The sequence below is a fragment of the Wolbachia endosymbiont (group A) of Clivina fossor genome (genome assembly GCF_964026865.1).
Lineage (GTDB): Bacteria > Pseudomonadota > Alphaproteobacteria > Rickettsiales > Anaplasmataceae > Wolbachia.
Genome location: NZ_OZ034707.1, coordinates 150,439 through 168,533, shown reverse-complemented (window position 1 = coordinate 168,533; position 18,095 = coordinate 150,439). Strand labels below are relative to the sequence as shown.

General features: G+C 35.3%; 17 protein-coding genes and 6 pseudogenes. 7 read left to right on the top strand and 16 right to left on the bottom strand.

All coding sequences use genetic code 11. The features are described from left to right. The first annotated feature begins 53 nt into the window (after positions 1–53). On the top strand, positions 54–440 hold the full coding sequence (locus AAGD99_RS00920) for a helix-turn-helix domain-containing protein (protein ID WP_341822329.1): 387 nt from the start codon (positions 54–56) through the stop codon (positions 438–440). Here the strand turns inward: AAGD99_RS00920 and AAGD99_RS00915 are convergent. The 5 genes and pseudogenes from AAGD99_RS00915 to AAGD99_RS00895 form a co-directional block, all read right to left on the bottom strand. Then, positions 431–1,445, bottom strand: a protein-coding gene (locus AAGD99_RS00915; RefSeq protein ID WP_341822214.1) for an IS630 family transposase whose coding sequence is annotated in 2 segments (ribosomal slippage) — positions 431–979 and positions 981–1,445 — 1,014 coding nt in all. Because the reading frame shifts where the segments join, the coding sequence is not laid out codon by codon here. The genes AAGD99_RS00920 and AAGD99_RS00915 overlap by 10 nt on opposite strands. An 88-nt stretch (positions 1,446–1,533) precedes the next feature. After that, positions 1,534–1,818, bottom strand: a pseudogene (locus tag AAGD99_RS00910) (DUF2924 domain-containing protein); the annotation flags it as partial. Positions 1,819–1,860: 42 nt separating this feature from the next. Continuing rightward, entirely contained in the window at positions 1,861–2,415 is a 555-nt protein-coding gene (locus AAGD99_RS00905; RefSeq protein ID WP_341822328.1) for an ankyrin repeat domain-containing protein, read from the bottom strand. 304 nt (positions 2,416–2,719) lie between these two features. Beyond that, positions 2,720–3,520, bottom strand: coding sequence for an ankyrin repeat domain-containing protein (locus tag AAGD99_RS00900; RefSeq protein ID WP_341823183.1), 801 nt, complete (start codon positions 3,518–3,520; stop codon positions 2,720–2,722). A gap of 219 nt (positions 3,521–3,739) precedes the next feature. Next, positions 3,740–4,450 (bottom strand): ankyrin repeat domain-containing protein, encoded by a 711-nt coding sequence (locus AAGD99_RS00895; protein ID WP_341822327.1) that lies wholly within the window; start codon positions 4,448–4,450, stop codon positions 3,740–3,742. A 382-nt stretch (positions 4,451–4,832) separates the two neighbouring features. Between AAGD99_RS00895 and AAGD99_RS00890 the strand changes: the two genes are divergently transcribed. Next, complete coding sequence (locus AAGD99_RS00890) at positions 4,833–5,852, top strand: IS110 family transposase (protein WP_341822222.1); 1,020 nt, start codon at positions 4,833–4,835, stop codon at positions 5,850–5,852. Between the two features lie 480 nt (positions 5,853–6,332). Here the strand turns inward: AAGD99_RS00890 and AAGD99_RS00885 are convergent, their stop codons facing one another. The 11 genes and pseudogenes from AAGD99_RS00885 to AAGD99_RS00835 all read right to left on the bottom strand — a co-directional run bounded on the left by AAGD99_RS00885 (position 6,333) and on the right by AAGD99_RS00835 (position 14,257). Next, positions 6,333–7,436 (bottom strand): phage tail protein, encoded by a 1,104-nt coding sequence (locus tag AAGD99_RS00885; protein ID WP_341822317.1) that lies wholly within the window; start codon positions 7,434–7,436, stop codon positions 6,333–6,335. Then, positions 7,436–8,092, bottom strand: a pseudogene (locus AAGD99_RS00880) (baseplate J/gp47 family protein); the annotation flags it as partial. The gene AAGD99_RS00885 and the pseudogene AAGD99_RS00880, both read right to left, overlap by 1 nt. Positions 8,093–8,210: 118 nt before the next feature. Further along, positions 8,211–8,336: pseudogene (locus tag AAGD99_RS00875) on the bottom strand (baseplate assembly protein J); the annotation flags it as partial. Positions 8,337–8,338: 2 nt separating this feature from the next. Then, entirely contained in the window at positions 8,339–8,674 is a 336-nt protein-coding gene (locus AAGD99_RS00870) for a GPW/gp25 family protein (RefSeq protein ID WP_264736424.1), read from the bottom strand. 4 nt (positions 8,675–8,678) lie between these two features. Continuing rightward, a complete protein-coding gene (locus tag AAGD99_RS00865; protein ID WP_341823181.1) occupies positions 8,679–8,933 on the bottom strand; it encodes a PAAR domain-containing protein in 255 nt (84 codons plus the stop codon). A gap of 1 nt (position 8,934) precedes the next feature. Beyond that, positions 8,935–9,399 (bottom strand): phage baseplate assembly protein V, encoded by a 465-nt coding sequence (locus AAGD99_RS00860; RefSeq protein WP_341822319.1) that lies wholly within the window; start codon positions 9,397–9,399, stop codon positions 8,935–8,937. Beyond that, positions 9,386–9,628, bottom strand: a pseudogene (locus AAGD99_RS00855) (hypothetical protein); the annotation flags it as partial. The pseudogene AAGD99_RS00855 and the gene AAGD99_RS00860, both read right to left, overlap by 14 nt. Before the next feature lie 287 nt (positions 9,629–9,915). After that, positions 9,916–10,930 (bottom strand): IS630 family transposase gene (locus AAGD99_RS00850; RefSeq protein ID WP_341822214.1). Its coding sequence is split into 2 segments (ribosomal slippage): positions 9,916–10,464 and positions 10,466–10,930, totalling 1,014 coding nucleotides; the frame shifts between segments, so codons are not numbered across the junction. A 77-nt stretch (positions 10,931–11,007) separates the two neighbouring features. Further along, positions 11,008–12,153: pseudogene (locus AAGD99_RS00845) on the bottom strand (DNA modification methylase); the annotation flags it as partial. Positions 12,154–12,343: 190 nt separating this feature from the next. Then, positions 12,344–12,625 (bottom strand): annotated as a pseudogene (locus tag AAGD99_RS00840) (Holliday junction resolvase); the annotation flags it as partial. A gap of 612 nt (positions 12,626–13,237) precedes the next feature. Continuing rightward, positions 13,238–14,257: an IS110 family transposase gene (locus tag AAGD99_RS00835; RefSeq protein ID WP_341822222.1), complete on the bottom strand. Its 1,020-nt coding sequence runs from the start codon at positions 14,255–14,257 to the stop codon at positions 13,238–13,240. Between the two features lie 387 nt (positions 14,258–14,644). Here AAGD99_RS00835 and AAGD99_RS00830 point away from each other — a divergent pair, with 387 nt between their 5' ends. From AAGD99_RS00830 to AAGD99_RS00815, 5 genes are all read left to right on the top strand, one after another. After that, positions 14,645–15,184, top strand: coding sequence for an ankyrin repeat domain-containing protein (locus AAGD99_RS00830; RefSeq protein WP_341822223.1), 540 nt, complete (start codon positions 14,645–14,647; stop codon positions 15,182–15,184). Positions 15,185–15,418: 234 nt separating this feature from the next. After that, entirely contained in the window at positions 15,419–15,742 is a 324-nt protein-coding gene (locus AAGD99_RS08970) for an ankyrin repeat domain-containing protein (protein ID WP_410529917.1), read from the top strand. After that, positions 15,736–15,924: a hypothetical protein gene (locus AAGD99_RS08965; protein WP_410529918.1), complete on the top strand. Its 189-nt coding sequence runs from the start codon at positions 15,736–15,738 to the stop codon at positions 15,922–15,924. The genes AAGD99_RS08970 and AAGD99_RS08965 overlap by 7 nt, the downstream gene beginning before the upstream one ends. 24 nt (positions 15,925–15,948) lie before the next feature. Then, complete coding sequence (locus tag AAGD99_RS00820; RefSeq protein WP_341822224.1) at positions 15,949–16,392, top strand: DUF2924 domain-containing protein; 444 nt, start codon at positions 15,949–15,951, stop codon at positions 16,390–16,392. Next, positions 16,385–17,923, top strand: coding sequence for a recombinase family protein (locus tag AAGD99_RS00815; protein ID WP_341822325.1), 1,539 nt, complete (start codon positions 16,385–16,387; stop codon positions 17,921–17,923). The genes AAGD99_RS00820 and AAGD99_RS00815 overlap by 8 nt, the downstream gene beginning before the upstream one ends. The last annotated feature ends 172 nt before the right edge of the window (positions 17,924–18,095 follow it).

The following is an 18,095-nucleotide window of genomic DNA, read 5'->3' as shown; positions in this document are numbered from 1 at the left end:
ATGAATAAAGAAAAATTTCTAAAATAGAATAATTTAAGAATTAGTGGGGAGTTATGGCAGGAAAAAGTAAAGCAATAGGAGAAGAATTATATAATAAGTGTAACCTGGAATTAAAGAAGCACGGCATAAGAGGAGAGATAGGAAGAAGATTACAGGCAATAATATCTGCAAAAGAATATGGAATAACAAAAGTTGCTCAAATATACCGAATTACTAGAACTACATTGATGAAGTGGATTACAAGATTTAAGGAAGGAGGAGTCAATGCGTTTAAAATACAACCAGGACGTGGAGTAAAGCCGAAGTTGAGCTACAAGCAGCAAGAAGAAATTAAAAATGTCATAGCAGAAGAAGGAGCCAACCTAACGGCTAAGAAATTAAAAATCATAATTGAGAAAATGTTTTCTATTGAGGTAAGTAATACCAAATCTCATAAATAAGTAGGCAAATAACTCACAGAACAAATGGTTTTGATCGAACTTTCCGTAATATTACGAATGAATGCACATACAGTATCCTCCAATAAACTAACAGAGTCATATATTCTATTTTTAATGAGATTGTCTTTCAAATATTGCCATAAACGCTCTACTGGATTTAACTCTGGTGAATATGGAGGTAAATAGATTAAGGTAATATTTTGTGGTATTTTTAAACCTTTGGATCTATGCCATCCTGCACAATCCACAACAAGAAATGCCTCCCTTGTTCCTAAATATTGTGACATCTGCTCAAGGAATATATTCATACAATCAGTATTGACGTTTGGTACGAATAAGCTAGAACTCTCTCCATTTCTAGGATTAACTGCACTATAGAGATAAAAGTTTTGCCTACCTAATTTTACCTTAACCTGTGTCCTAATGCCTTTTTTAAACCACCCGTGTCCAATCTTTGAATGTGTGCCAAACCGCGACTCATCGAAGAAAAATAGCTCTTTTTCGGGATACGTGACAATAGTTTCATTAAGATTTTTTTTTAAACTCTTCTTGTTTATTTTTATCCTGTTTATTGTGCACAGGCCTTGGAGTAATATACGAAAAACCTAACTTTTGCATCAGTCTATGTGCTGTAGACTTACTTACCTCAATAGAAAACATTTTCTCAATTATGATTTTTAATTTCTTAGCCGTTAGGTTGGCTCCTTCTTCTGCTATGACATTTTTAATTTCTTCTTGCTGCTTGTAGCTCAACTTCGGCTTTACTCCACGTCCTGGTTGTATTTTAAACGCATTGACTCCTCCTTCCTTAAATCTTGTAATCCACTTCATCAATGTAGTTCTAGTAATTCGGTATATTTGAGCAACTTTTGTTATTCCATATTCTTTTGCAGATATTATTGCCTGTAATCTTCTTCCTATCTCTCCTCTTATGCCGTGCTTCTTTAATTCCAGGTTACACTTATTATATAATTCTTCTCCTATTGCTTTACTTTTTCCTGCCATAACTCCCCACTAATTCTTAAATTATTCTATTTTAGAAATTTTTCTTTATTCGTCTATTTATTTTTAGGAATTGGTATAACAAGACGGTATCTCCTCTCTCTAATATCAACTCTGTTCCCTCTACTGGCAGTTTATCGCTACTTATCCTTTTTCCCTTCTCTAGTCGATCTGCCAGGTATTCTAGTCTTTTTGCTCCTTTTCTTGATATTTCTCCATATGTTTTCTCCTGTATTTTATACGCCAATCTTGGTATCAGGTATTTCTTTGAGTATCTAGGTGCCTCTTCCTCAAATACCTTTTTCCATATTTTCCTCAGCTCTTCCAACGCTTTTTTCTCTAAACATTTTACCTCTTTTTCTACTTTTTTTTCCATATAATCACCTTTTCAAACACAGCACTTCTGAATTTTTAAACGCTATAGCACTTTCTCATCCACAAGCTCTTCTTTTACACCTGCTGCCGTACTTTCCCTTGTTCTTTCTATAAACTCCCTCTGTTTATTTGCCATTTTTACGTTCTCTAACACTTCTTTTATCTCTTTATTATTTCTCGCATAATACATTGCTGTTTTGCCAAATTTATCCTTTTGCTCTAGATTTGCTCCCGCTTTTACTAGCTCTTCTACTATTTTTATTTCACTTACCATGCAGGCAAGGTGTAACGCGGCAAATTTGCTACTTCGTTCCACTGCGTTTACCTCTACTCCTGCCTTTATCAGCTCTTTTGTATTTTCTAGACGTTGGCCCATCACTGCTAAGTGCAATGGTCTATATTGTCCCGCATCCGCCACATTTACATTTGCTCCTTTTTGGATTAATAACCTCACTTTTTTTGGATCTAAAATTCCTACTGCATAATGCAATATGGTTCTTTCCTTCTTGTCTCTTTTATTAATATTTTCAAATGAGCTCTCTACTAATTCTTTCCACCACTTATTAAATTCTTCCTTGCTTCTTTTACTAAATCTCATAATTACCCCAATATTAAACCATTATAAAATCGCCATTTTGGCTTACTTTAGCGCCTGGTAAGTTTTTTATATTTACCAACCACTTTTTCACTTAGGGCTGTTTTAGCATAAAAAGCAAGTTTTTTTTGCTAAATTTACACATTTTTTCCACATGTTATATTAAGATATAAACCTATATACTTAATTTGTTAAATCTACCTCCTGCTGTTGTCAGCTTTTCTCTCTTTCTTTTAAATTTAGGCTTGATTTCCCCTATTTTTCCTATAGCCAACCTTTTACTCCCTTCTCTTACAGAAAGCTCTTTTTATAGCCCTTTTATCTTCTCATCCATATCTTCTAGCTCTTTTTCCACTTCCATCAGTGCCTTCTTGACCAATGGCGCTTCTTCTAACTTTTCCCTTATTTCTTCAAACCTTCTTTCTCCTTTTTCTTTTAAATCTAGGCTCAATATCGCATCTACTGTCCGCTCCGATAACTCCTTTAGTTCTTCTAGCAACTCTTCCGCTTTATTTATTTTTCCACCATGTTTCTTTAACATCTCTATTATCTCTTCATTATTCCTCGCGTAATACATTGGTGTTATTCCTCTACTGCATAGTGCATTAATTTTTGCTCCGGCTTTTACTAGCTCTTTTATTATCTCTTTTGTTTCTCCTGTTTTGCATGCTATATGCAGTGGTGTATATCCTTTTTGGTCTTTCGCATTTACGTCACCTCCCGCTTCTAATATTGCCCTCACATTCCCTATTTCCCTCATAAATACTGCTTCATGCAGGGGGGTCCTTCCTATGTAGTTCCCAGTATTAACATTTGACCCTCCTTTTATTAGCTCCCTTACCGTTTCTTCATATCCCATTAGGCTCGCATAATGTAATGCCGTATTTCTCTTACCGTTTCTAGCATTTACATCTGCTCCTTCCTCCAACAGTACTTTTACATTCTCTACCTTTCCATAAAATGCTGCTAGGTGTAATGGTGTTTCTCCGCTTTTGTTTTCTATATTTGTTTTCGCTCCCTTTTCTATCAGTAACTTTATTACTTCTGGCTCTGACACTTGTGCTGCTCGGTGCAATACTGTTTCCCCTTTTTCATCTTTTTCATTTATTCCACGAAATGAATTCTCCTTTAATTTTTCCAGTCTTTTATTTAAATTGAATATCTTCGTTACCCCACTATAAAAACCACAAAATTTTAGTGCTTGGTAATTTTTTTTTGTTTACCTACCACTATTCCAGCTATGCCTGTTTTACCATAGAAAGCAAGTTTTTTTTACAAAATATACACATTTTTTTCGCATGTTATATTAAAATATAAATTTATATACCTAATATCTTAAGTCTGCCTCCAACACTTCATCTATCATTTCGCTCACTCGGCTCATTATCTTGCTTGCTAAATTTTTACACTCTTCCTTTATTAGCTCCTTATCTCTCTTTCTTATTTCTTTTATCTCTATTATTTTTAGTTCTGGTAAATAGCTTCTATCCAACATATATGCTATTTCTTCCACTAAACTCTCTATTTCATAGCATGTCACTTTTCTACTTTTTGTTATTCCGCCTTGTTTTCCTAGGAATTTCCTCGCCTTCTCATTCTCTCCATTATCCCATAGACCATACCTTTCACTTTCCCATATATAATACATTGGTGTTGCACCATATTTATCCAGTTGATTAACTGCAGCTCCCGCTTTTACTAGCTCTTTTATTATTGCAATACCTGCCCCTAGCTTACATGCAGAATGCAGTGGTGCACATCCGTTGATATATTGAGTGGCATTTATTTCTCCTCCTCCCCTTATCAGCACTTTTGCATTTTCTAAACTTCTCGCAAATACTGCGCAGTGCAGTGGTGTATAACCCTTTTTATCTCTTGCATTGATGTCCACTCCTTTTGTTATTAATAACTTCACTGTTTTGCGATCGGAGATTTCCACTGCACGGTGCAATACTGTTTCTCCTTTTTCATCTTTTTCATTTATTCCACGAAATGAATTCTCCTTTAATTTTTCCAGTCTTTTATTTAAATTGAACATTTTAGTTACCCCACTATAAAAACATACGCCAATTTGGCTCACTTCAGTGCAAGATTAATTTCTTATGTTTACCTACACCTACCTGATTTATAGCTGTTTTGGCATGGAAAAGCAACTTCTTTTTTTCAAAAAACACACATTTTTACCGAATGTTAATGTAGTATATGAAGATATAAATATATGTATTTAATTCATTAAGCATATAGGTTGTTTTTCTTCCCAGGACCTGTTCAAATGTCGATGTTCATGCCAAGTTAGTACACATACTGTAATTGCTATTGAATGATGGAGAGATATACTCCATTATTTTAGCACGAAGTAACAAGTTCAATAGAATTAGTTCTTCAAAAATAATTTAAACTTTTACAGTAGGAGCAGTCTTATGAAATATTATAGTGGATTAGATGTCTCACTCAAGGAAACTTTTATCAGTATCGTTGATGAGAAAGGAAAAATTGTTAAAGAAGAAGTTATTGTAAGTGAAAGCAGTACAATAGCGGAGTATTTGCTTAGTCAAAGCAAAAAATATGAAGCAATAGGGATAGAAAGTGGACAACTATCAATATCAATGTGCAAAGAATTGAGGAGATTTGGATTGCCAGTAACTTGTGTAGATGCAAGGCATATGGCAGCAGCATTGTCTGCAAGAATCAATAAGAATGATAAAAATGATGCAAGAGGTATAGCACAAATGATGAGAGTTGGGCTATTTAAAGAGGTATTAGTAAAGTCAGATGAAGCTTGTCAGATTAAAATAATGCTTGGAAGCAGAAGACAATTAACACGTAGCAGAGAGAAAATTGAGGGAACAATAAGAGGATTATTAAAAATATACGGGATAAAAATTGATCAGCGTGCCAGATCTACAAGTTTCATTTTAAAAGTGCAAGAAATAATTAATGAGCTAGATGAAATTAGCAAGAACTCAATTGAAGCATTAGTACATAGCTTAGAAACAATAGAAGAATCGATAAGAAAACTTGACAAAATGCTCTCAGAGCAAGGTAAAAAAGATGAGGATTGTAAATTATTAACTACTGTTCCAGGAGTTGGTATTATAGTAGCAATGACATACAAAGCTGCGATAGATGATGCATATAGGTTTGAAACATCTTATGCAGTTGGAGCCTATATGGGATTGAGCCCAAGACAGTACGCTTCTGGAGAGATTGATCGGCATGGAAGTATATCAAAAATGGGACCAGTAGAATGTAGGAATGTGTTGTACGAAGCAGCACAAGTCTTACTGGTAAAATGTAAAAGGAAATTTAAATTGAGAAGCTGGGGATTGAGGCTTGCAAAAAAGAAGGGTATGAAGAAAGCAATTGTTGCCGTAGCGCGGAAGTTGTCTGTAATTATGCATAGGATGTTGGTTAGTAAAACAGAATTCTGTTATCAATAAATGCAAAAAGTAGATAATTTGATGTAAAGTAAAGATAGCAATGCCGATGGAAGGGATAAGCAAGATCCTAGGTTGAAGCATAGACTTCGTAAGACACATGTTGCCGTCCACTTCCGCCTAACAAGTATAGTGCGGCTTGGCTAAAATACAAATTAGCCATATCAGACCGCGGAGAGAACCATGGAAGCATGCTATTTTAACTTATATTAAGACTATGAAGGGAAAGAATGATACCTTAGTTTTTATAAGCTTAATGAATATGTGGATAAATACTTTAAATGTGTGTGGCGTATTTATCCACATATTCATTGGCTGCATAATTTAAAAGAGATTAATTAGAAATTTAGTGCTGGTGTTTTGATTGCCAATAAAACCCCTTTTGATTGAATAAGATAATACGATAGTAAATAAAAGGTTGTATCAGACCTGAGTTTTACATCAAAAAATATTTTTCATGATACAAAAAATTATTATTGACTTTCATGCAATTAGAGAACCTGGGTAAAACACTAAAATGTAATTTTCTAACTCCTGTATTGCATCCTTTTGCTCTGAATTTAATTCGCTTTCAAAATGAACATAGTGCTTTGCTAAACCAAATCTTATAACTTTTTGATCGGTAGAGTTTTCTACTTTGTAATGATAGGTAACGCTAAACCTTTCTAAAATTGGCTTGTATTTTAAATTCCACACTTGTTCAGATAGCTTATCACTTCCTAGTAAAAACCTTTTTCCCCTCTCTTCTATACTACTTACTGGAAAACATGCGTTTATTTCTCCTAAACTCCAACTGTCCGATAATACTATCTGCGCTTTCGCAAACTTAATTGCCGGTAATAAGCTCTGTGGTAGCGGATATAACGTTTTTAAATTATTCCACTGATGACTTCTTTCATAAATACCGTTATAATTCTTTGTGTGAGGCTCGGTTTCTCCAAGTATTGCTACATCTAGCCTATACAGATCATTACTTAATGCCTGCTCATAATGAATCCGAAAAGTACCAAACTTAAAAGTTGGATTTAAGATTTTTAGCTCAAATGTGTTCTTCCGACCAAATGATAACACTGGCCCATCTTTTTCTATTTTTACCCCTGAATAATCCGACAACAAACTGCCAAAAAAACTTTCATCTAAAATAAATCTTCCAATATTATAGTAGTCATTGAAAAGCCTCATTAACCTCGATCTTGCAGGTAATGATAGCTTTGCTAGTTCTACTACTGCATCTACGAAGAAGTCGTTTGGTACGTCTCTTATCCCTATCTGTAATTCAAAAAAGTGTTCTCCAGGTGGCTCTTCAATAATTGTAATATCTTCATTTATATTTGCCCACTTCAGTGCTATTTTCAGCGATGCTGGTGTTCCTCTTAAACGCTGAAATTCTACCCCTTCTTTTATCGCTCTTCTTTTCTCTTTTGCCCAACGCAGAATCTCTTCTAACCCATATTCCTCTATTATCCACGGCAATACTTTTTCCCCTGGGCTAAATTTAAATCCTTTTACACAGCTTGGGTCTACTTTGTAATCGATTGCATCAATCAGCGCTTTTTCTTGCTTTGTTGCGTTTGGTGGTAATAGCATTAATTCAACTCAACATTTAAACTTCTTAAGGTAGCACACTCATTCCCCAGTACCACAACGTCCTCTCTTGGCTCGATTAATTCCACGTTTTCTACTCCTTCTACGAACAAATTCGCTATAATCCACGACCTTGTTACATTCCATCCTAATCTTTTCGTTGTTTCAAATTTTTCTATAAATTTCTTCTTCACCGTTTCAATAATATCTGGTCTTTTAATGCTAATTTTACTGTGGATATCTATTTCTATAATATTGCAACTTACCACTTCTATTGTATCTGTTAAAATCCTCACATCCTCCCTGTTTAGCTGATTTCTGACAATTTCTAGTAATTCTTCTGGCAGTGTGGATAATTCTGTGGATAAGATTGAAACTTGTACTTTTCCTGGTACAGGTGATTCTACTAATGCATCTTTTACTCTCGTATCTGCTGATAATGCATAATACCGATAATTTCCTCCTGTGCTTGAGCCAACTATTCTTGCCTTGATTCTTTTTCTAAATCGTTCATCCTTTTCCCCGTTCTCCCTTTCCACTCCGTAAAATTCAGCTAAATCATCAAGTTCTTCTCCCCTTGCAAACTTAAGTAAGTTGCCCCTTGCTGCTTCGTTTATTCTTTCTCTGAGCAAAAGTTCTCGCCATGCTGCTACCTCTAATACCAAACTTCGTTATTGGGAAGACAAATAGAATATACGATAAATTCACTTAAACCTCCAGTTATAGGCGGAAAGCACTCTTTTTCATTTGTCTCATTATTATTGAGAATTGGTATAAAATCTTTATTGCTGGATCACTTTCTACCAATACTGTAAAACTTGAGTCTCGACGTATCAACTCCTCCTTCATACGTGAAAAGATTTCTTCGAAGTTCAGTGGCTCAATAATGTTAGGCTGCTCCATCTTTATACCACAACTCCATCAAAGCGAATCTTTTCCCCCATTGGTAAGTACAATCCTTCTAGGTCAAGCGTTACTTTTCCTTCTTTCACTTCTGTTATTTTTACTTTTTCTAACTTAAATCTCTTTTCCCACTTTTGTAGTGCTTCTGCTGTTGCTGCGTAAATTTCTAACGTAAAATCACGATTTACTGGCTTATCTACTAATTCAAATAATCTTGAACCGTAATCTCTTCTCATGATTCTACTACCAATTGGTGTGGTCAAAATATCAACTATTGACTGTTTCAGATGGTCCAAATCTTCTAATTCCTTACCTGTTTCAGCACTCATTCCCTTCATATCTTTATCCAGAAAAAACGCTGCTACTTCCACTTACTACCTTAAAACCACATGAGGCTAAATCACCAACTCGTGCAATACCAATATCATTAACAAATACGCTGTTTGACCCTTGCGTTAGTTTCTCACCTAGAGTTAAGATATCTCCTTTTCGACAAACAGATCTACCGTTTATAAAAACGTCGTTACTTCCACTCATACAAACATGAACCGGTATCCCCATGCAATGATCTCCTATACAAACTATAGCTCTTCTCATGTCAATTGAGATCAACTCTCCTTCCCTTAAGTTTTATTCCTTCTTTTGTCATCTCTATACTCGATTTTCCAACTTTTAGCGTTATTTTATCTACTACTTCAATCTCAAGATGATGATTCTCCTTATCGTACGATAATTTCGTTCCATCCTTAAACTCTAAAATATGCGCGTCTTTTCGGCATTCCGAGGGAAAATACTTCTGCTGATAAATTGCCGGTAACACCACCCCTAATGACAACTCTCCATATGGCGATAATACCATCACCTGCTCATCAATATCTGGGGAAAACCAACTTCTATCTTCTCCTGCTCTTGCCGTTACCCACGGAAGCCAATCGGTTAAAAATTCTCCTACCTTTACCCGCACTCTTGCTTTTTCATAGTCTACTTCTTTAACTAGACCTATACGAATAATGTTCGCTAGCCTTCTATTTAGCTCTGCAATCGCAAAATTATGGTCTAACATTTTCCCCCACACTAATAATATGCGGTATAATACCAGTTTCTAACCACATTGATTGACCTGTATGTAGCTCATGAACCCATTCGACCAACCACACTAGATATGCATCTAATTCTGGTCTAAAATCATCTCCTCCTGCTGATATAAATTCACCTGCTGAAACATTTTCCACGTCCCAAGTATTTTTATTCACAACTCTTGCAACTTCTGTTGCTAATTCTCTCACAACTATCGAGATGATATGAATTGTTATTGCTTGGCTGGAAGCATGAGAAGATAATAACTTCTCAGAGTGGATAGGTGGCAGGTTGAAAGGATTCATGAGGCCCTATTTTGCTTTTACATGCAATAATGGGATTAGACCTCGTTATCGAGATTAACCGCCCCTGCCACCGAAAACCATCGTGCGGCCCATAAAATTTGGTGACCGCGTATAGGAGGTTGGACCAACCGGTAATATTCTACTCTGATATTTTGTAGTATTCAATAAGAGGGAAAATTTATGCGTTATACCAAATCTCATAAATAAGTAGGCAAATAACTCACAGAACAAATGGTTTTGATCGAACTTTCCGTAATATTACGAATGAATGCACATACAGTATCCTCCAATAAACTAACAGAGTCATATATTCTATTTTTAATGAGATTGTCTTTCAAATATTGCCATAAACGCTCTACTGGATTTAACTCTGGTGAATATGGAGGTAAATAGATTAAGGTAATATTTTGTGGTATTTTTAAACCTTTGGATCTATGCCATCCTGCACAATCCACAACAAGAAATGCCTCCCTTGTTCCTAAATATTGTGACATCTGCTCAAGGAATATATTCATACAATCAGTATTGACGTTTGGTACGAATAAGCTAGAACTCTCTCCATTTCTAGGATTAACTGCACTATAGAGATAAAAGTTTTGCCTACCTAATTTTACCTTAACCTGTGTCCTAATGCCTTTTTTAAACCACCCGTGTCCAATCTTTGAATGTGTGCCAAACCGCGACTCATCGAAGAAAAATAGCTCTTTTTCGGGATACGTGACAATAGTTTCATTAAGATTTTTTTTTAAACTCTTCTTGTTTATTTTTATCCTGTTTATTGTGCACAGGCCTTGGAGTAATATACGAAAAACCTAACTTTTGCATCAGTCTATGTGCTGTAGACTTACTTACCTCAATAGAAAACATTTTCTCAATTATGATTTTTAATTTCTTAGCCGTTAGGTTGGCTCCTTCTTCTGCTATGACATTTTTAATTTCTTCTTGCTGCTTGTAGCTCAACTTCGGCTTTACTCCACGTCCTGGTTGTATTTTAAACGCATTGACTCCTCCTTCCTTAAATCTTGTAATCCACTTCATCAATGTAGTTCTAGTAATTCGGTATATTTGAGCAACTTTTGTTATTCCATATTCTTTTGCAGATATTATTGCCTGTAATCTTCTTCCTATCTCTCCTCTTATGCCGTGCTTCTTTAATTCCAGGTTACACTTATTATATAATTCTTCTCCTATTGCTTTACTTTTTCCTGCCATAACTCCCCACTAATTCTTAAATTATTCTATTTTAGAAATTTTTCTTTATTCATCTATTTATTTTTAGGAATTGGTATTACATCTACAAACGTAGGATCTAGCTCTATCGTCCTACAGATTCTTCCTGTCCTCTCACAGGCAATTAATGTACTCCCAGAACCACTAAATGGATCAAGAACTATGTCTCCTGGTCTACTGCTGTTTACTATCGCTCTCTCCATTAACTCCACTGGTTTCATCGTTGGGTGCAGCGAGTTGTACGTTGGCTTATCGTAAAACCATAGGTCACTTTGATTGCGTCCTCCATGCCACTCACGTTTATTGCCGTTTTTCCAGCCGTAGAGTATTGTTTCGTATTGTCTTTGATAATCAGATCTTCCTAGCGTAAAATGATTCTTTGCCCAAATGATGAATGTCGACCATCTTCCACCTGCTTCTTCAAATACCTTCTGCAGCGTTGCCAGCTCAGATGATGATGCACAGATGTAAATTGCCCCTTTGGTGTATGCTAAAACATGAGTACAAATGTCATACAGAAAAAGTTCGTATTTTTCACCTTGATCATCGTTTAGTATTTTTTTGTCTTCTCTTTCCTGACTGTCACCATATGCTACGTTATACGGAGGGTCACACACGGTAATATCTGCCATTTTATCGTCTAATACCGCTTTAAACGATTCAACCAGACAACTATCACCACAGTAGATTCGATGACCACCTAAAATCCACAGATCCCCTGGTTTTGTTATTTCCACTTTTTTGTCATCACCAGCTAAATCAGAAAATTTTTCTCCCTTTTCCCCTTGTTCTTCCCTTCCATCAAGGTTATCAAGAAAGCGTTGGACTTTTTCTAGCTCAAATCCAGTCATTTTGAGGTCAAACTCCAAATCTTCTAACTCTTGAATTTCTACCTTTAAAAGATCATCGTCCCACTTTGCCCAGTTAGCTGATTGATTTGCTAGTAACCGAAAAGCTTTGGTTTGGGCTTCACTTAAGTTATCACTGAGCACCACTGGAATACTCTCCATACCCAGTTTCCTTGCTGCTTTAAGCCTTAAATGACCATCAACTACAGTTCCATCGCTTTTTGCAACTATCGGAATACGAAAACCAAACTCCCGAATTGAAGCGCACATTCTGTTTACTACATCGTCATTCTTGCGAGGGTTGCGATCATATTCGACAAGATTTTCAATAGGATAGTAGTGTATTGCTAAATTCATATTCTTAATATTTTATTAAATTGCTATATTTAAATTCTTAACAACTAATTAAAAAGTTAATAATCAAAATACGTCTGACGCTAGAGAAGGTTTGGGCTTTTTGCTACTAAGTCAGCCTGGCTGGCGGGAAAGACCCATATTTCACCCCGTTTCTATATTATTAAAATCGTTACTTATAGTAGAATTAGTATTAAAACTCATTATGTAAAATATTAATATCACAGCATTCGCTAAAACTCATTATGTAAAACATTAATGCCAAAGCATCTGCTTCATTATCGTCTTGAGGAAAAAAACCTTTGCCTTTCACAGCTTCAATGACTTCACCCTTACTTGCATTGCCTTTGCCTGCTATGAAACGTTTTATCGTCTTCACCGGAACACCTTTGTATGGTATATGATGCTTTTCACACCAAGTAGCTAAAACAGCAAAGAAACCACCATAACAATGCGCACCATCAGTTCCAAGGTTCTCTAATTGCATGAAAGTCAATAATAATTTTTTGTATCATGAAAAATATTTTTTGATGTAAAACTCAGGTCTGATACAACCTTTTATTTACTATCGTATTATCTTATTCAATCAAAAGGGGTTTTATTGGCAATCAAAACACCAGCACTAAATTTCTAATTAATCTCTTTTAAATTATGCAGCCAATGAATATGTGGATAAATACGCCACACACATTTAAAGTATTTATCCACATATTCATTAAGCTTATAAAAACTAATACCAAACTTCGTTATTGGGAAGACAAATAGAATATACGATAAATTCACTTAAACCTCCAGTTATAGGCGGAAAGCACTCTTTTTCATTTGTCTCATTATTATTGAGAATTGGTATAAGGTATCATTCTTTCCCTTCATAGTCTTAATATAAGTTAAAATAGCATGCTTCCATGGTTCTCTCCGCGGTCTGATATGGCTAATTTGTATTTTAGCCAAGCCGCACTATACTTGTTAGGCGGAAGTGGACGGCAACATGTGTCTTACGAAGTCTATGCTTCAACCTAGGATCTTGCTTATCCCTTCCATCGGCATTGCTATCTTTACTTTACATCAAATTATCTACTTTTTGCATTTATTGATAACAGAATTCTGTTTTACTAACCAACATCCTATGCATAATTACAGACAACTTCCGCGCTACGGCAACAATTGCTTTCTTCATACCCTTCTTTTTTGCAAGCCTCAATCCCCAGCTTCTCAATTTAAATTTCCTTTTACATTTTACCAGTAAGACTTGTGCTGCTTCGTACAACACATTCCTACATTCTACTGGTCCCATTTTTGATATACTTCCATGCCGATCAATCTCTCCAGAAGCGTACTGTCTTGGGCTCAATCCCATATAGGCTCCAACTGCATAAGATGTTTCAAACCTATATGCATCATCTATCGCAGCTTTGTATGTCATTGCTACTATAATACCAACTCCTGGAACAGTAGTTAATAATTTACAATCCTCATCTTTTTTACCTTGCTCTGAGAGCATTTTGTCAAGTTTTCTTATCGATTCTTCTATTGTTTCTAAGCTATGTACTAATGCTTCAATTGAGTTCTTGCTAATTTCATCTAGCTCATTAATTATTTCTTGCACTTTTAAAATGAAACTTGTAGATCTGGCACGCTGATCAATTTTTATCCCGTATATTTTTAATAATCCTCTTATTGTTCCCTCAATTTTCTCTCTGCTACGTGTTAATTGTCTTCTGCTTCCAAGCATTATTTTAATCTGACAAGCTTCATCTGACTTTACTAATACCTCTTTAAATAGCCCAACTCTCATCATTTGTGCTATACCTCTTGCATCATTTTTATCATTCTTATTGATTCTTGCAGACAATGCTGCTGCCATATGCCTTGCATCTACACAAGTTACTGGCAATCCAAATCTCCTCAATTCTTTGCACATTGATATTGATAGTTGTCCACTTTCTATCCCTATTGCTTCATATTTTTTGCTTTGACTAAGCAAATACTCCGCTATTGTACTGCTTTCACTTACAATAACTTCTTCTTTAACAATTTTTCCTTTCTCATCAACGATACTGATAAAAGTTTCCTTGAGTGAGACATCTAATCCACTATAATATTTCATAAGACTGCTCCTACTGTAAAAGTTTAAATTATTTTTGAAGAACTAATTCTATTGAACTTGTTACTTCGTGCTAAAATAATGGAGTATGTCTCTCCATCATTCAATAGCAATTACAGTATGTGTACTAACTTGGCATGAACATCGACATTTGAACAGGTCCTGGGAAGAAAAACAACCTATATGCTTAATGAATTAAATACATATATTTATATCTTCATATACTACATTAACATTCGGTAAAAATGTGTGTTTTTTAAAAAAAAGAAGTTGCTTTTCCATGCCAAAACAGCTATAAATTAAGTAGGTGTAGGTAAACAAAAAAAATTTACCAAGCGCTGAAATGAGCCAAAACAGGCAATTTTATAGAGCATTTATAGTGAGGTAGTCATGATAAAGTTAAAAGAAGAAACAAAAAACGCTTTTTATAATTTATTGAAAGCAATATCAGTAAACGAGTTTCAACAAATAAATGAGAAAGACACAGATGGTTGTACGATATTGCACCGTGCAGCACAAGTGTCAGAGCCAGAAATAGTAGAGCTATTAATAAAAAAAGGAGCAAACGTTAACGAGAGAAATAATAGAAATGAAACGCCGTTGCACCTAGCAGCGTTTTTAGGAAGAAGAAAAAATGTGAAAGTGCTGATAGAAGAAGGAGCTACAGTAAATGCAAAATCAAACAATAAAGCAGTACCACTACACTTAGCCTGTTTAGCAAGAAGAATAGGAACAATAGAAGAGCTGATAAATGCAGGAGGAGATATGGATGCAATAGATAGGTTTGAATGCAGTCCTCTAAACTATGCAAAAATTTATCCGAAGGTGACGAGTTATCTAGAAAAGAAGGGAGTGAATATGAGAGATGTAGAAGTGATGTATGGAGAAGCAAACAAGGCAATAGAGGAGGTAATGGAGTTGAAGAAGTAAAAAATTAATATTATTGGAAAAAGCAAAAGAAGGTAAATTTAATATATTAGGTATATAGATTTATATCTTAATATAATATGCGGAAAAAATGTGTATATTTTGTAAAAAAAACTTGCTTTTTATGCCAAAACAGCCCTAAGTGAAAAAGTAGCTAGTAAACAAACAAGATTTGCTAAGCGCTAAAGTGAGCCAAATTGGAGGCACTTTATATTACATTAATAGCTGAGGAAAGTTATGGTAAAATTTAGTAAGAAAGAAAGAGAAGAATTTAATAAGTCGTGGAAAGAAGTATTAGATAACTCGATAGAAAATATTAATAAAAAAGACACAAAAGGGAGGACGATGTTGCATTACGCGGTGGGAATGCCAGATCCAAAAAAAGTGAGGTTATTAATCCAAAAAGGAGCAGATGTAAATGTGGCGGATGCAGGACAATATAGACCATTGCACTTAGCAGTCATGGGGCAACGTCTAGAAAATACAAAGGAGCTGATAAAGGCAGGAGCTGATATAAACGCAGTGGCAAATTTGCTCCGTTGCACCTTGCATGCATGGTAGCAGAGATAGAAATAGTAGAAGAACTAGTAAAAGCGGGAGCGAATGTAGAGCAAATCGCAAATAAACAGGGGGAATTTCTAGAAAAACTAGTGGTTGTATCGGAAAGTACGGTAGCAGGTGTGATAATGGCAAAGGAAGAGTTGAAAAATATGGATGAGGAAGTTAAAGACGGAGAGCTGTAGCTGAAGAAAAGTGGTATGAGAGTTATGGAAAAAAAGGAAAAAATAGAGAAGAAAGTAAAGAATTTAGGAGAGAAACCATTAGTAGAACTGAGGAAAATATGGAAAGAGGTATTTGAGGAAGAGGCACCTAGATACTCAAAGAAATACCTGATACCAAGATTGGCGTATAAAATACAGGAGAAAACATATGGAGAAATATCAAGAAAAGGAGCAAAAAGACTAGAATACCTGGCAGATCGACTAGAGAAGGGAAAAAGGATAAGTAGCGATAAACTACCAGTAGAGGGGACAGAGTTGATATTAGAGAGAGGGGAAGAAGTTCACGTTGTAATGGTAACAAATACAGGTTTGATCTACCGAGAAGAGTTTTATACGTCATTATCAGCGGTAGCCGGAAAAATAATGGGAATGAGCTACAACGGACCTTTATTGTTTGGCATGCGTGAAAAGGAGAGAAAAAGTGTGTGAAGAAATAAGATGTGCGATATATACAAGAAAATCAAATGAGGATGGATTAGAACAAAAGTTTAATAGCTTGGATGCACAGCGAGTAGCATGTGAAAAATATATAAAAAGCCGAGAAGGATGGGTAGCATTGGCAAAAAGGTACGATGATGGAGGATATTCAGGGAAAAATTTAGAAAGACCAGCGATAAAGGAATTATTAAAGAATATAGCAGCAGGAGAAATAGATTGCGTAGTGGTATATACGCTAGATAGGTTATCAAGAGAGACAAAAGACGGCATAGAAGTGACATCATTTTTTAGGAGGCACCGAGTAAACTTTGTAGCAATAACACAGATATTTGACAATAATACGCCAATGGGAAAATTCGTACAAACGGTATTATCAGGAGCAGCACAATTAGAAAGAGAGATGGTAGTAGAGAGAGTAAAAAATAAAATAGCAACATCGAAAGAACAAGGGTTATGGATGGGAGGAAATCTGCCGCTAGGGTACGATGCAAAAGAAAAGGAATTAATAATAAATGAAAAAGAAGCAAAAGTAATAAAACATATCTATGAAAGATATATGGAACTGAAATCAATGGCAGAACTAGCAAGGGAGTTAAATAGAGAAGGATACCGAACGAAGAAGTTTGAGGCAAAATCAGGAAAGGTGTATGGAGGAGAAATCTTTAAAAAAGCGACGGTAAGAAGAATAATAACAAATCCAACGTATATGGGAAAAATCAAGCATTATGAGAAGCAATATGAGGGAAAGCATGAGGCAATAATAGAGGAAGAAAAATGGCAAAAAGCGCAAGAATTGATAAAGAATCAGCCATATCGAAAAGTAAAATATGAGGAAGCATTGCTAAAGGGAATAATAAAGTGCAAGAGCTGTAATGCAAATATGACGCTGACGTACGCAAAAAAAGAGAATAAAAGGTATAGATATTACGTGTGCAACAATCATTTAGTTGGAAAAAGCTGTGCGTCAAAGAGTCGGAATATAGTAGCAGGAGAAGTGGAAAAAGAAGTAATGAAGAGAGCAGAGCACCTATACAAAAATTGGCAAGAAAAAGCGGAAGAGTGGAAAAATTTAAGTTTTGGAAAACAGAAAGAAGTGGTGAAAAAACTAATAAAGGGAGTAATGGTAAAAGAAGATGGAATAGAGGTACATTCTGAGTCAGAGAGGACATTTATAGCAATGAATTTAAAGAAGAAAGGAAATAAATGCACGGTAATAGAACCAGAAGGGAAAACGAATAATGCGCTACTGAAAGCAGTGGTAAGGGCTCATCTGTGGAAACGTCAACTGGAGGCAGGAAAATATAGAAGTGTGAAAGAGCTGAGCGTTAAAATTAATATAGGTACAAGACGTATACAACAAATTTTAAGGTTAAATTATTTAGCTCCAAAGATAAAAGAAGACATAGTAAATGGGAGACAACCAAGACATCTCAGGTTAGCTGATTTAAGGGAAATACCGATGTTATGGAGTGAGCAATTGGAAAAGTTTTATGGATTAACGTTTATAAAAGCAATAAAATGAGAGCACTGAAAAAAGTATGGAGAGAAAAAACTTGATATCCATTTTCTGATCTTTTAAGGCATGTTACAGAGGTGGTTGTAAAAAGATATATAAGGGCATCTAAAGTAGAGAATGCCATTCTCAACCCATCTCTGACAGTTGTTTTTTTCTTTAACATGCCCAAAGTTTAAAA